Genomic DNA, 13,607 nt, shown 5'->3' with positions numbered 1-13,607 from the left:
CGTGACTCCTACCGTCGAACGATGCCAGCAGGAGTTATCCTCGCGGGCGGTCGTTCGACGCGATTCGGAGAGGAAGACAAAGCGGTCGCCGACCTCGCTGGCGTGCCGATGCTCCGACGAGTCGCGGGCCGAATCGAGGGCGTTGTGGACGAGCTCGTCGTCAACTGCCGGGAAAGCCAGCGCGATGCCATCGAAAAAACGATTCTCGACTATCCTCACCCGACAAAGTTCGCCATCGACCCAAACCCCGACCAAGGGCCGATGGCTGGCATTCGAACCGGACTTCGAGATTGCGACGCCGAATACGCCTTCGTCGTCGCCTGCGATATGCCATTCGTCAGCCCCGAACTCGTGGACTACCTTTTCGACAGAGCCGAGGGTCACGAAGCCGTGGTTCCGCGATTGGGCGACGGCTGGTTTCAAACGACTCACGCGGTGTACCAAGCAAGTCCGATGGTCGAAGCCTGCGACACCGCACTCCGGCAGAACGAGCGAAAAATCATCGAACCGCTGTTCGCACTGGACTACGTGGTTGTCGAAGAAGAAGACCTGCAAAAACACGGGTCGATGGAGTCGTTCGAGAATGTCAACACGAAAGCGGAGTTCGAAGCTGCAGTCAAACGATTTTGACCCTGAATTTTATCACGAAAACCGCGGCCATCGTCGCCATGCGTTGACGTTCGCCGTGGAGCGACTCGCGGAAGTACGGCACACCGCTTCGCGACTTTCCGTCGTTCGTGTCGTCTGTTCGCCCTATTAACGCTCACTCAACGACGGCTATGACCGGATTTTGGGCCGGCATCTGCGTGAGAACGACGCGAGGAACGTCCGCCTTCGATAGCACCTGCTCCGCAATCTCGTTCCCGACTTGTCTCAGTTTCTCGTCGTCCACCATGTTCACGACGGGAATCGTGGTCGCACTGTCGGGAACGTCCTTCATGCCGCCGTGTTCGTCGGCCAACACAGTGGCTACGTCGGACGCACGGATTTTCTCGCCCATCTGTCGGTTGGTTACGTCCGCCACTCTCTCCGGACGGTGGACGAATCTCTCCGTCAACGGTTTGCCGACCGCGTGAGCGCTCGCAATCGGAACCACGACGTCCGCGTTCGTCGGAAGTTGTGGCTCCCGTTCGATCGGAGCCTTCAACAATCGAGTCCGGGCACCGTCGGCTTTCACGAGAATCGAGGTTGCGTCACGTCCCTTAAGCGATGCCGCCGTTTTCGGGTCGTACCCTCGATAGCGGTCGGGTCGTTCCCGCTCTGGCACGAGGCCGACGGGCCACTCTTCGACTGATTCGAGTGCTTTTTGGGGTGTGTCGCTGACGAGTACGTCAGCGACGTGCTCGTCGAAAATCGGGATTCGAACCGTCGCCGTCACGACCGCTCGGTTGACGCGCTTTGCCAGTGCGTACAGCGTCGATTTCTTCCCACCCGCACCGACGACACAGAGCAGGCTCGATTCGGCGGAAAGCGCCGCCACGAGATTCATGTGACTATTTCGCTGAATGGCTATTTCGCCCTACTGGCCGTCGGAGCTGAATCTCCGTCGCCAAGTGCGAGAAGCGGAATCAAAACGAGGAGGAGGAACCCAAGTACGTATCCTACTACCGAAAATCCATCCGGAAGATTCTCGGCTTGCGCAACGACCAGATAGCCGAGAACGATGAGAGTTATCTGGGGATGCGGAGGGATGTTTGTGGAGGCCACGGTGAAAAATCCGAGGATGCCAATCCACAATAACCTTCCGCTGGATTACGTATTTTCTTCTAACCGGCAGCCGGAAACGAGAGACGAACGACGAATTAGGCGAACATTTGCGAGAACAGCGAACGTTCAGCGCGGTGAATTCGCTCCAGAAACGCCGATTTGCTGATGCCGAGTTTTTCGGCAACTTCACTCGCGGTGGTTTTACGGGGAACGCCGAAATAGCCCATTTCTGACGCGGTTCGCAGAGCGCGCTCCTGCGCCGGCGTTACATCCCACTGTTGGGCGACGACGTTCTCGTCCTCGGAACCGAGCTGATGGATGCGCTGTAACTGCATTCCGACAGTTTCGCCCGCCGCTTCGAGAACGCCTTGTAGCACATCGTGGCCCACAACTGCACCCGTGAAGGTCGCGCTTCCATCGCGGTAGCGAAGCGATTCGGCCATAAATCCGACGTTGGTCAGTTCGTGGACGACACAGGGGTGCTTCGACAGACATCTGAAATTCTGTCTGCCGTCGGTCGTCGAAACGTGCAGGTACCGGATTCGGTCGTCTGCATCGAGAAAGTCGGTGAGACCGTTGCTTCCTTTTGGAGTGCTAAATCGAAGGAGGGCGTAGCCGTCGTCTCTGTGTTGTGGGGGCTGACAGTCGATACGGACGCCAATCGTTTTCGACGCCTCGGCGAGCGGACAATCGTCCCCGGTGACCACAAACTCGACGACGAGACACTCATCAATCATAGTGGAATCGTATGAATCGAGGGTATTTAAACGCAGTCTATAAACGGGTGAAATGGTATGGGTCGGGCCATAGAAGAGACGCATATGGACTTAGACACCGTCAAAGAGCGGGCGGGTCCCCGGCAGTTCAGTCCCAAGGACGACATGCCGGAGGAGTACCGCAAAGCCGCAACTCGCATGATTCAGTTCCATGCGAACTCCGAAATCATGGGTGCGTACCTCGAACGACCGTTCATCCGGCAGGCGCCGAGCCTCGACCGAAAACTGGCGTGCAGTGCAAAGGTGCAGGACGAAATCGGCCACGGCCAGTTGCTTTACCGAGCCGCCGAATCACTCGGCATCAAAACCCGCGAACAGATGCTCGACGAGTTGGCGAACGGAGAAGGAAAATTCCTGAACTGCTTCCACTACAAGATGGAGAAGTGGTGGGAAACGCCGATGATCGCGTTCTTCGTCGACGGCGCGGCGATGCGCCGACAGGCGACCCTGAAGCGCACGAGTTGGGAACCCTACGCCCACGCGATGGACAAGGTGTGTTTCGAGGAAGGATTCCACGTAAAACACGGCGAGGACATCATGCGCGAACTCGCGATGGGGTCGAAAAAGGAACAGGAACTCATGCAGGACGCCTTCGAGGAATGGTGGCCGCGCATCATCCAGTTCTTCGGCCCGACCAACGACAAAAGTACCCACCACGACTTCTCCGCCGACGTCGGGTTGAAGACGATGTCGAACGACGACCTCCGGAACGCCTTCCTCAACGCCTACATCCCGAAGGCGGAAAAGTACGGACTGGAGATTCCGGACGAACCTCGCATCGAGTACGACGAGGAGACGAACACCTACAAGGTGCGCGAGGATGACCTCGACTGGGACGAGTTCTTCCAAATCGCCAAGAACAGCTACGAACCCGGCGTCGGCCAGATAAACGGCCGCAAAAACGCACAGGACGCGGTCGAATGGGTTCGCGACGTGCTGGACGACTGGGAAACGGGCAGTTCGAACACTCCGGTGGCGGCCGATTAAGATGATTTGGGAAGTATTCCGACAGGACGAAGCGGGCAAGTACCACACCCACTGCGGAAACGTTCACGCGCCCGACCGCGACATGGCGCTCATGTTCGCCCAGATTCAGCACGGGCGACGCAAGCCGACGAACAGCATCTGGGTCGTTCCAAAGGACGAAATCGCGGAAGTTGATGCCGACGACACCGCCTTCGGCGGCACGACGGACAAATCCTATCGGTGGGTGATGGCGTACAACCGCATCGATTCTAGTTTCGCCGAGGAAATCGAGGACTCCGAAGCCGAACAGGAAAAAGCCGACCGCCAGCGAGGTGAGGCATAATGTCCGCACAGCTCGCCGGGCCGGACGAACTGAGCGACGACGAGCGGGCCGCAGTCGAATCCCTGCTCTACCGCCTCGCGGACGACGAACTCGTCCTCGCAGAGCGCTACACCGAATGGCAGGTTCGTGCGCCGACGCTCGAATCCGACCTCGCCATCTCGAACATCGCACAGGACGAGCTCGGCCACGCCCGCCTCTGGTACGACCTGCTACAGGATTTCGGTCACACGGAATCCGAACTCATCTTCGAGCGAGACCCGAGCCATTTCCGACACGCGACGCTCGTGGAACTGCCGTTCGAATCGGGCGATTGGGCCGACGCCATCGTTCGCGGTTACCTCTACGATGTGGCCGAAAAGTTGCGCCTCGAATCCCTCGAAGAGACGAGTTATCCGCGAATCGCCGACAGGGTTGCAAAAATCATGTCCGAGGAGAACTATCACCTCGAACACGCCCAGAATTGGCTCGAACGGCTAACGAGCGACGACGAGGGGACGGAACGCGTGCAGTCGTCGGTCGACCGACTGTTCCCCTACGCGCTGACGCTGTTCGAGGACGGCGATGCGAGCGCGGAAATCGACCATTTCGGCATCCGAACCGAATCGCTCGAATCCATGCGCGAACAGTGGCTCGACACCGTCGTTCCGTTCCTCGCGTCGCTGGGTGTGGAAACACCACAGGAGATTCGGGATGGCAATCCGGACGAACTGCTCCCCGAGCATCTCGGACGCGATGGCAGCCACACCGACGACTGGACGAACCTGCACGACGACATGACGCGGTCGTACCGAGAACTCGGACGAAGCGAGGCCCACCGCATCATGGCAGATCCCGACGATGAGCAGTGAGGGGTCAGACCGACCCACGGAGACAAACATGAGCAACGAACCACAAGAGTACGAGATTGACTCGGAACAGTACGACATCGAGTCGGAACCCACGGCCTGTGCGTACACCGACTACTCGGAGCGGGGGCAGTCGCCCGAGGAACTGCCTGCAACCGGCGACGGAGCGACGGGAGTCGAAAAGCGCGTCTGGGACGCCCTCTACGCCATCGAAGACCCCGAGATGCCGATCAGCATCGTAGATTTGGGACTGATTTACGGCGTGCAATGCGATGAAGGCGGCGATGCCGGAACGCAGGCGACGGTCATCATGACCCTCACCTACACCGGTTGTCCGGCGCGGAAGATGCTGACCGAGGAAATCGAGGAGACGGTCGCGGGCGTTTCGGGCGTCGAAAGTACCGACCTCGAACTCGTCTGGAATCCGCCGTGGTCTATCGAGATGGTCACAGAACAAGGCAAAGACGACCTTCGGGAATTCGGACTGAGCATATGAGGCGACTCGACCCCAGCGTGACGACGAGCGGCGAAGATAAGGGCGCGGAGTGTCCGTACTGCGGTTCGACGAACACATACCGCGAACATCCGAAAGGGCCGTCGCTCTGCCGATCGATGCACTTCTGTGATGGCTGTGAACAGCCGTTCGAGAAGTTCGAATAGGAACTGTTCGGGTGGTCGAACTGTTTTTCGAGAATGTGAACGATAGCGCCCACTATCCAATTTGGTGTCAGGGGGAAGGGAGATGATGGCGCCGCACGTACCGCTACGGAGAGATTTATTATATTCTTTTGTAGTTGAATTAATTATATCTGAAGTACATTATTACCAGAGACAGGCGTTCGAACAATCCTGGCCACCACGCTCTTTGTTCGGAGCGCTGTACGCCCCACGTATGTCCGTAGACAGACCGACGCGGGAGGAACTGCGTAGGGGAATGTCCGTCGAAATCGAGCAGACGAACGCCGAGAACGCGGACGAAGCCGAGCCAATCCGAGGGAATATCGCGAAAATTCACTCCGAAGGCGAGACGGAACCCGGCGGCGTCAAAGTCGAACTGGAATCGGGAATCACCGGGCGGGTGAAAAGCGTGGTTCCGGAGTAACTACTCCGATTCGAGGTCGAGCAGTCGTTTTTTGAGCGTCAGTCGGTCGCCTTTGCCGCCGGAGTAGCCGCCCAGTCCGTCCGCCGCGACGACGCGGTGGCACGGAACGACGACCGGAACCGGATTTCGACCACAAGCCTGCCCGACTGCGATTGCGGCGGTGTCGAGCGTCTCCGCGATGTCGCCGTAGGTTCGCGTCTCGCCGCGGGGAACGTCCGTCATCTCGGACATGACACGGCCCGTAAACGACGCTGGAAATTCGACGTTGAGGTCGAACTCGTCGCGATCACCGTTCTCGTATTCCACTATCTGGCCGCGGATTTCGTCGGGAGAGGCCGAAACGAGCGTATCGTCGATTTCGACCTGCCAGTCCCACATGTTTGTTTGTATCATTGTTTTCGGAGGATTGTCGTCGGACGATGAAGCGTTCCCGGTTCACATTTGGAAACCGGTTTCGAGAGGTCGAAACTGTCGAACCAGCCGACGTGCTCGAAATCGCTGTCCTCGACCACCATGCGGAACTCTTGGGGTGCGAAGGTCTTAATTTCGTCCTCTTCCCGAAATCGGTGCGTCTCGTCGCCGTCCGTCACCTTCGTCGTAACCGTCTGGCGAACCAACTGTTCTGCCGCGTTCGTCGGTTGTTGGTCGATCCTGAACTCGACGGTCGTGTCGCCCCGCGTCGTCTCCCATTCGTGTTCAGAGGAGGTACCGCCCGGAAAGTCGATTGACCCGTCGATGCAGTAGATCGATCCCCCAGTAAGGGAATCTCCGACGGATTCGAGGTGCGACCGAAGCGCGTCGTTCGAATCTAGGTAGAGCGACCCGAGGGCACAGAAGGCGAAATCGACGCGCTCCGGGAGGTAGAAATCGGCTACGTTTCGTCGGAGGAACGTCGCCTCGATGTCGTTCTCGCGGGCCTTTTCGATGGAGTAGGAAATCATCTCCGAGGATTCGTCGAGTCCGGTAAAATCGTATCCGCGAGCGTCGAATTCGAGGAGATGGGGCGAGGGGCCGCAAGCGACTTCGAGCACCGAGTCCGCGTCGGTCGCTCCGTCGCCGAATCGGTCGATGCAAGTTTCGAAGAAATCCACTTCGGCGGCGACGTCGCGGAAATCGAAGGCGATTTCGTAGTAGTCAGGATGCGCGTAGAGACCGGCCATAGGTGCCAACTCTGGGGACGGGTCTTAACGGCTGTCATCGCGGTCAAAACGGTTGAATGAGCGACTTCACGACGATTGTTTTTGGTGTCCTGGAGTTCGTTTTGATTCGTTTAGTGTACGAAGTCGGAATAGAGAAATTGGACGTGGATAGAGAGTAGCGACTTGCCGACTTTACCGAATTTGGTCACGGGAGAGTTTTGTCAATTCTTGCTAATATTTCCATTTGTTACCGCGTCACTAGGTATGCCGACTCCAATGAAACCGCCTCCGCAATCGCAGTCTCCCCGCTTCTTCTTGCCAGCGCGGGATTGTACTCGCGTCTCACTGTCGTTCGGCGCTCGTGTGAACGCGCTGACGCGACCTTTCGGCTGGGTAATCAAGGGCGGACGAGCTTTCTTCGAAATCTCAATCGCGAACGGCGAAGCCGTGAGCGCGGTGCGGTGGCGGTTATTTTGGAGTCGTAAATTGCAGACCACATTCGAACGAAACGCAGAACACGCGGCGAACTGAAACAGTAAAAGTCCACGAAGAAAGCAACTCGAGGCCGAAAACGGACCCCAAACGCACAAGCTCCCGAAAAGTACCTTCGCCTGCCATAGTAAACGTAGGTTTAAACGAGACGCCGAACAACCCACGGACATGACCGAATCAGACGCCGACGGATGGTTCGCAGGCGTCTCGCCGGACGACACTGGCGGGGGTGTGAACGCCATCCGAGAGGGGAGCGCGGACGCCCCGGCCGACTGGCCCAGCGAAGCCGTCGAATCTGGCTTTGCGGAGGACGAATCGGACTACTACGCGAAGCTTCGCTCGGCCAGCATCCGGGCGACCCGCGAGGCCGTCACGGAGCGCGAGCGCGCGGACGACCAACAACTGGTTCACGCGGTTCGCGCGATGGACGACTGCGAATCGGAAGCGAACGAACTCGCTGAACGGGTCGCGGAATGGGCCGGAACTCTGTATCCCGACGCGGGAACCGGCGTCGAGTACGCGAAAACGCTCGCAGAAACGGATCCGGAGACGCCGGTCGAAGAACAGGTAGTTTCATTGGCTCGGCGCGTCGCAGACCTCGCGGACGAACGCGACGAACTTCGGAGTTTCGTCGAGCGACAGGCACCAGCGGTCGCGCCGAACCTCTCCGACCTCGCGGGACCAGTGCTCGCCGCGCGACTCATCGCGCTGGCGGGAGGTCTCGAATCGCTGGCGAAAATGCCCGGCGGAACGGTGCAGGTGTTGGGGGCGGAAAACGCCCTGTTCGCGCATCTTCGCGGACACGCGTCCTCGCCGAAGCACGGGATTCTCTACACGCACGAATACGTCCGGAGAGCACCCCACGGCGAGCGGGGCTCTGCGGCCCGAACCCTCTCCGGAAAACTCGTTATCGGCGCGCGAATCGATCACTACTCGGGCGAACACAATCCCGAACTGAAGGCGGAACTCGATAGGCGAATGGATGCGATTCAGTCGCGGGGTGAGAACAATGAGTGACTCAAAAAAAGACGATAACCTCCCGGCGGGTGTCGAGCGTAGGCAGTTCGGGGGTGAAAGCCGACTGGCGACGCAGGGGTCGCCCGTCTACGGCGAACCGACCGACGGCAATTGGCGGTGCTGGGACGCCCGACGTTCCAAGTTGGCCGCGATGCTGGAACGCGAGATGGATACGGAGCTTCAAGGCGACGAGACGGTGCTCTACCTCGGCGGGGCCAGCGGAACGACCGTGAGCCACGTCGCGGATTTTTCCGGCGCGACCTACGCGGTCGAGTTCGCACCGCGCCCGACCCGCGATCTGTTGAATGTGGCCGATTCACGGAACAACCTGTTTCCGCTGCTGAAGGACGCACGGAAACCAGCGACCTACGCGCACGTCGTCGAATCGGACGTTGATGTTATCGTACAAGATGTGGCAACCCGCGGGCAGGCGCGGGTTGCATGCGAGAACAGACAGTTTCTAGCAGATGATGGTCGACTCCTCCTCGCTATAAAAGCTAGAAGCGAGGACGTGGCGAGCGACCCAGAAACCGTATTCGACCGCGCGAGAGAATCCCTGAAAGAAGCGTACGAAATCGTGGAAACCCAGCGACTCGAACCGTTCCACACCGACCACCTCGGCGTCGTCGCGGTTCCCCGGTAGGGGTCGCCGTCTCCGGAAGTATTTACGTGTCCGGTTGCTAATTTCCGGAAAATGGATTTGGGTTCGGCCGAGAATTTCACGGAAATGGGTTCCCTCGGCGTCGAAGAGGAGTTCTTCGTCGTTGACGAACGAGGCGTCCCGACCGCGGGCACTGACGAACTCGTCTACGAGACCGACCCCCCGAATATTCTGGACGACCGTCTCGACCACGAACTGTTCAAATGCGTCATCGAGACACAGACGCCGAAAACGACGCTCGAAAACGTCGATAATGATGTTCGAGAAGTCCGCGAGGCGCTCGTCGAACACGCGGGTTCGAACGGATTTGGTATCGCGGCGGCGGGTCTCCACCCGGGTGCTAAGTGGCGGGAACTGAAACACGCCGAGAAAGAGCGCTATCGCGCGCAACTTGACCGGATTCAGTTCCCGCAGCACCGCAATACGACCGCGGGACTGCACGTCCACGTCGGCGTTGACGACGCCGACGCCGCGGTGTGGGTAGCGAACGAAGTTCGATGGTACCTCCCGGTCATGCTGGCGCTGTCCGCCAATTCGCCATACTGGGACGGCTACGACACCGGCCTCCAGTCTGCGCGTGCCAAGATTTTCGAGGCGCTCCCGAACACCGGAATGCCGTCCGATTTTGACTCTTTCGAGGAGTTTGCCGAGTTCGAGCGCATGATGGTCGAAAACGGGTCGATAAACGACCGCGGCGAACTCTGGTACGACGTGCGCCCGCACTCGGGTCACGGAACAGTCGAGGTTCGAACGCCGGACGGGCAGGCCGATCCGGAGCGCGTGCTAGCCTTCGTGGAGTACACCCATGCGCTTATCATCGACCTCGTCGAGCGATACGAGGACGGCGAAACGGGCTACCGCCACCGCAGGGAACTGCTGGACGAAAACAAATGGCGTGCGATGCGCTACGGCCACGAGGCTTCGTTCATCCGCCGCGACCGCGACGGGGAAATCTCGCTCGCCGAAGTCGTCGGGCGAGAGTGTGACCGACTCGGCGTTTCCGGTATCGGCGACATCTTCGACGGAGAAAGCGGTGCGGAGCATCAGCGACGTATCTGCAACGAGGACGGGTTCGAAGCGCTCTGTGAGTCACTCTTGCTGTAAGCAAGTTTTTTACCCGAAAGCGGCTTTTGTCCTTCTGGGAACGACATGTCCGGGGATGACATCGACAACGACCGAGATGACCGAAACGACGTCGGTGACGAGGTGCCCGTCAACACGGGCGATGCCGAGGAAACGTCCGACGAAAAACCACTGTCCCGGGGACGAAAGCGCCTCGGGAAGGAGGCCGATAAGGCGGTTGAAGGCTTCGACCAAGGAATCGTTGACCTTCTCTCGTGGGTGCTCGACACCGAAACCCGCGCGCGAATTTACGTCTACCTCCGCAAGCATTCGGGAAGCACGAGCGAGGAAATCGCCGAAGGAACCGGCCTGTATCCGAGCACGGTGCGCGAATCGCTCGCCGAACTCAACGAGGAAGAGAAGGTCGTCCGCGAGAAGCGCGAGAGCGCCGGGGCCGGAAACAACCCCTACGAGTACACCGCAATCGCGCCGAGCGAACTCGTCGGCGGCATCGTCGACCAACTGCAGGGGGAACTCAACACGGTGTTTAACCTCGATAACCACCTGAACGACGAGGTATCCGAAACGGAGCCCGTCAGCATCGAAGTTGAAGACATCTCGGACGATATGGACGGCGATAAAGAAGACGAAGGTGTCGTTACGGGAGAGGAGACCGGAGACGAGGACACGGACGAGGACGCAAACGGCGACGGTTCGGACGAACAGTAACCCCATAGACGAAGGCCGGTTCTTCCTGTAAAACAAGGTACAGGGTCGTTCGAACCGACTATTGAAGCAGACAATGACGGAGACCAACGGGGGATTTTTGGACGGGACGACCATCGGACGGGTTGCTCTCTGCGTGAACGACCTCGACCGAATAAGCGAGTTCTACGAGCACGTCGTCGGCCTCGAACTCCAATCGAAAAACGAAGGCGAGGCCATTCTCGGCGCGGGAGGCGTACCGCTCCTCGAACTGGTCGCGGATGCCGACGCCACGGAGCGAACGCGAGACGAAACTGGCCTGTTTCACACGGCGTTCCTCGTCTCCTCGCGGAGCGCGCTTGCGGACGCGCTCGTCCGTATCGAAGATGAGTGGGAGTTGAGCGGGGCGTCCGACCACCACGTAAGCGAGGCACTGTACTGTCGAGACCCCGAAGAAAACGGCATCGAGGTGTACCGCGACCGACCGCGCGAGGCCTGGCCGACCGGCGACGACGGACGAGTTCAGATGGACACGCTCGCGCTCGATACAGACGACCTCCGCGAGCAAGCGGCGGGAACGAAGACGGTTCCGTCGGACACCGTCGTCGGTCACGTTCACCTCGAAGTGTCCTCGATACCCTCCGCACGCGAGTTCTACGCCGACGCGCTCGGAATGAACGTGCGACAGGAGTACGGTCCCTCTGCGCTGTTCCTCGCAGCCGACGACTACCACCATCACATCGGCTGCAACGTCTGGAACAACCGAACGAACCCGGCGGAAGGACGCGGCTTGGCGTGGTTCGAACTCGTCGTCCCGAATCGCGAAACGCTCGAAACGATTCGAGAGCGGTTTTTCGCGCGTGGTATCACGACGACTCCGACGAAAAACGGTATCGAAATCGAAGACTCGGACGAAATCACCGTTCGTCTGCGCCTTGATGACTGATGTTTGATGAATCATGGAAGAGTCATCGGAGAACATAGACAAACGTGTGTCATGAATCGGGAGCGATCGTGACACCGCTTTATAAACTATTTCTACACCTATAGATATCAAAATTAAATAAGAACGCGGCGAGGATGTCGGCGCATGTTTTATATATCCCTTCTCGGATGTGAACTCTATGAGTGATTTCAGTAGCGGAAATGAAGTGATAACGAGCTCCGAACACGGCGTCACAATCGAAAAATCGTTCGACGGCGAGGAATTTGCGGTTCCGGCAATTCGATTCGAAGTCCGCTCAAACTGCGACGAAACGGTCACCGTGTGAGTCACCGACCGAATTCCCGACGATTTTCCCATGGATAACGTCGGGTTCCACCCCGAATACGAGAACGAAAACTGGACGGCGTACAAAGACCACCGCGTCCAGTTCGAACGCACCCTCGAGCCCGAAGAGGAACTGACGACGGTGTACGGGGTCCGACTCACGGACTGGCAGGACGCGGAATCGTTCCTCATCGAACCGGAACTCGAAGAGGTTACACCGGTCGCGAACGACGCGGGAATCGAGACGGAAGATCGCATGGAGGAACACACCATCACCGACATCGTGTCCGAAGACAGCAGTCAGGTCGTCCGCGACGTCATCGCGGGCGACAGCGGACTGCCGGGTCTCGGCGTTGGAGAGGAATCCGACCCGCTCGCGGACGCAAACGCGAACGCAAGTGCGCGCGACCCGCTTGCGGAAGCGTCGGACGACCCGGCCGCAGAAACCGCGGACGAATCGGTTTCGGATGTGGCGGACGCAACGGACATAGCAGACGTACCAACTACCGAAGCGGCCGACGATCCGCTTTCTTCGTCCGAGACGGACGAAGAAAGCGGCGAATCTGAAGCGCCGTTTACTGGCTTCAATGGCGAGATACTGGACGAATCCGCGGATTCGTCCGATTCGACGGACGACGTGCTCACAGAATCGGATGACGGCGACATCCTCGAACCACCCGCAGAAAACGAAGCCGTCGAAGTCGAACGGTCCGCTTCGCCTCCGCGCCCCGGAAGCGTGGCCGCCGCGCTCGCGGACGAGATTCGCGCCGGAGAGGTGAGCGAGTCCGACCTCAAACTCATCCAGCAGGAACTCGACCTCGATACGCCCGAAAGCACGAACGTCCGCATCCGCCACCTTCAGTCGCGTGTCGACGACCTCTCCGCGTACATCGAAGCGCTCGAAGAGTTTATCGGCGACAACGGAACGGCCCAGACGGTCATCGACGGATTCGAGGACGAAGTCGAATCCCTCCGCGACGAACTCGGAACGATGCACGACGACATCGAGCGCGCGAAAGACGAAGGTGCGCAGGCGCGCGCTTGCGTCGCAGACCTCGAAGCCGACCTTGACGACCTCGACGAAAAGCTCGGCGGCGTAGACGATCTCGGCGAAAACCTCGGCACGCTCGACACGCAACTCAACGACTTGGAAGACCTCGTCGCCACGAACACGCAGGAGGCGTCCGCGCTGGACGACGAAATCGAAGACCTCCGCGACGATTTCGACGACGTGAGAGCTCTCGAAGACGACGTCGAAACCATAGAGAAGAGTGTTTCCGAAATCGAGACTCTCTCGGAGACGGTGTCCGACCTCTCTGACTCCGTCTCGGAATCCAAATTCCAATTGGACGACGAAATCGATAGCCTCCGCACGGATATTTCGAACGTCGAAAGCCAACTGAGCGAAATCGAGCAGCTCCAGGCGGACATCTCGGAACTGGAAGACGACCTATCCGAACTCCGCGAATGGCGCAACCAACTCGGCTCCGTCTTCGGTGGTAACTGACCCCTTATTATCCGC

General features: G+C 59.1%; 19 protein-coding genes. 14 read left to right on the top strand and 5 right to left on the bottom strand.

Annotated elements, in window-relative coordinates; genetic code table 11:
• Positions 1–21 precede the first annotated feature (21 nt).
• On the top strand, positions 22–630 hold the full coding sequence (gene mobA, locus LIX15_RS19870; protein WP_227775305.1) for a molybdenum cofactor guanylyltransferase: 609 nt from the start codon (positions 22–24) through the stop codon (positions 628–630).
• Between the two features lie 133 nt (positions 631–763).
• On the opposite strand, the gene yqeC is transcribed toward mobA, so the two are convergent.
• The 3 genes from yqeC to LIX15_RS19855 all read right to left on the bottom strand — a co-directional run bounded on the left by yqeC (position 764) and on the right by LIX15_RS19855 (position 2,444).
• On the bottom strand, positions 764–1,489 hold the full coding sequence (gene yqeC / locus LIX15_RS19865) for a selenium cofactor biosynthesis protein YqeC (RefSeq protein WP_227775304.1): 726 nt from the start codon (positions 1,487–1,489) through the stop codon (positions 764–766).
• 20 nt (positions 1,490–1,509) lie between these two features.
• The gene (locus LIX15_RS19860) at positions 1,510–1,707 is read right to left on the bottom strand and encodes a hypothetical protein (RefSeq protein ID WP_227775303.1); all 198 of its coding nucleotides are present in this window, start codon (positions 1,705–1,707) and stop codon (positions 1,510–1,512) included.
• A gap of 95 nt (positions 1,708–1,802) precedes the next feature.
• A complete protein-coding gene (locus tag LIX15_RS19855) occupies positions 1,803–2,444 on the bottom strand; it encodes a helix-turn-helix domain-containing protein (RefSeq protein WP_227775302.1) in 642 nt (213 codons plus the stop codon).
• A gap of 84 nt (positions 2,445–2,528) precedes the next feature.
• Here LIX15_RS19855 and paaA point away from each other — a divergent pair, with 84 nt between their 5' ends.
• The 6 genes from paaA (at position 2,529) to LIX15_RS19825 (ending at position 5,739) form a co-directional block, all read left to right on the top strand.
• The gene (gene paaA, locus LIX15_RS19850; RefSeq protein ID WP_227776936.1) at positions 2,529–3,470 is read left to right on the top strand and encodes a 1,2-phenylacetyl-CoA epoxidase subunit PaaA; all 942 of its coding nucleotides are present in this window, start codon (positions 2,529–2,531) and stop codon (positions 3,468–3,470) included.
• 1 nt (position 3,471) lies between these two features.
• Positions 3,472–3,792: a 1,2-phenylacetyl-CoA epoxidase subunit PaaB gene (paaB, locus tag LIX15_RS19845; protein ID WP_227775301.1), complete on the top strand. Its 321-nt coding sequence runs from the start codon at positions 3,472–3,474 to the stop codon at positions 3,790–3,792.
• Positions 3,792–4,640 (top strand): 1,2-phenylacetyl-CoA epoxidase subunit PaaC, encoded by an 849-nt coding sequence (paaC, locus tag LIX15_RS19840; protein WP_227775300.1) that lies wholly within the window; start codon positions 3,792–3,794, stop codon positions 4,638–4,640. The genes paaB and paaC overlap by 1 nt, the downstream gene beginning before the upstream one ends.
• Before the next feature lie 28 nt (positions 4,641–4,668).
• Positions 4,669–5,133, top strand: a complete 465-nt coding sequence (paaD, locus tag LIX15_RS19835; protein ID WP_227775299.1) for a 1,2-phenylacetyl-CoA epoxidase subunit PaaD — start codon at positions 4,669–4,671, stop codon at positions 5,131–5,133.
• Positions 5,130–5,297 carry a 1,2-phenylacetyl-CoA epoxidase subunit PaaE gene (gene paaE, locus LIX15_RS19830; protein WP_227775298.1) on the top strand — a complete coding sequence of 56 codons (168 nt, stop codon included), beginning with the start codon at positions 5,130–5,132 and terminating at the stop codon, positions 5,295–5,297. Before paaD ends, paaE begins: the two co-directional genes overlap by 4 nt.
• 232 nt (positions 5,298–5,529) lie before the next feature.
• Complete coding sequence (locus LIX15_RS19825) at positions 5,530–5,739, top strand: DUF2196 domain-containing protein (RefSeq protein ID WP_227775297.1); 210 nt, start codon at positions 5,530–5,532, stop codon at positions 5,737–5,739.
• On the opposite strand, the gene LIX15_RS19820 is transcribed toward LIX15_RS19825, so the two are convergent.
• Both LIX15_RS19820 and LIX15_RS19815 read right to left on the bottom strand, forming a co-directional pair.
• Positions 5,740–6,129 carry a methylated-DNA--[protein]-cysteine S-methyltransferase gene (locus tag LIX15_RS19820; protein WP_345410658.1) on the bottom strand — a complete coding sequence of 130 codons (390 nt, stop codon included), beginning with the start codon at positions 6,127–6,129 and terminating at the stop codon, positions 5,740–5,742.
• Positions 6,129–6,899 (bottom strand): methyltransferase domain-containing protein, encoded by a 771-nt coding sequence (locus LIX15_RS19815; protein WP_227775295.1) that lies wholly within the window; start codon positions 6,897–6,899, stop codon positions 6,129–6,131. The genes LIX15_RS19820 and LIX15_RS19815 overlap by 1 nt, the downstream gene beginning before the upstream one ends.
• Before the next feature lie 639 nt (positions 6,900–7,538).
• Between LIX15_RS19815 and LIX15_RS19810 the strand changes: the two genes are divergently transcribed.
• The 7 genes from LIX15_RS19810 to LIX15_RS19780 all read left to right on the top strand — a co-directional run bounded on the left by LIX15_RS19810 (position 7,539) and on the right by LIX15_RS19780 (position 13,592).
• On the top strand, positions 7,539–8,387 hold the full coding sequence (locus tag LIX15_RS19810) for an NOP5/NOP56 family protein (RefSeq protein ID WP_227775294.1): 849 nt from the start codon (positions 7,539–7,541) through the stop codon (positions 8,385–8,387).
• Positions 8,380–9,030, top strand: a complete 651-nt coding sequence (locus tag LIX15_RS19805; protein ID WP_227775293.1) for a fibrillarin-like rRNA/tRNA 2'-O-methyltransferase — start codon at positions 8,380–8,382, stop codon at positions 9,028–9,030. The genes LIX15_RS19810 and LIX15_RS19805 overlap by 8 nt, the downstream gene beginning before the upstream one ends.
• A gap of 51 nt (positions 9,031–9,081) precedes the next feature.
• Positions 9,082–10,152 (top strand): glutamate--cysteine ligase, encoded by a 1,071-nt coding sequence (locus tag LIX15_RS19800; protein ID WP_227775292.1) that lies wholly within the window; start codon positions 9,082–9,084, stop codon positions 10,150–10,152.
• Between the two features lie 45 nt (positions 10,153–10,197).
• On the top strand, positions 10,198–10,839 hold the full coding sequence (locus LIX15_RS19795) for a helix-turn-helix domain-containing protein (protein WP_227775291.1): 642 nt from the start codon (positions 10,198–10,200) through the stop codon (positions 10,837–10,839).
• 73 nt (positions 10,840–10,912) lie between these two features.
• Positions 10,913–11,761, top strand: coding sequence for a VOC family protein (locus tag LIX15_RS19790; RefSeq protein WP_227775290.1), 849 nt, complete (start codon positions 10,913–10,915; stop codon positions 11,759–11,761).
• Between the two features lie 178 nt (positions 11,762–11,939).
• Positions 11,940–12,086: a hypothetical protein gene (locus LIX15_RS19785; RefSeq protein ID WP_227775289.1), complete on the top strand. Its 147-nt coding sequence runs from the start codon at positions 11,940–11,942 to the stop codon at positions 12,084–12,086.
• Between the two features lie 30 nt (positions 12,087–12,116).
• Positions 12,117–13,592 (top strand): AAA family ATPase, encoded by a 1,476-nt coding sequence (locus tag LIX15_RS19780; protein ID WP_227775288.1) that lies wholly within the window; start codon positions 12,117–12,119, stop codon positions 13,590–13,592.
• The last annotated feature ends 15 nt before the right edge of the window (positions 13,593–13,607 follow it).

Origin of the sequence: Haladaptatus pallidirubidus, assembly GCF_020700235.1 — an archaeon.
Taxonomy (GTDB): domain Archaea; phylum Halobacteriota; class Halobacteria; order Halobacteriales; family Haladaptataceae; genus Haladaptatus; species Haladaptatus pallidirubidus.
This window is presented reverse-complemented; position numbering and strand designations above follow the sequence as displayed.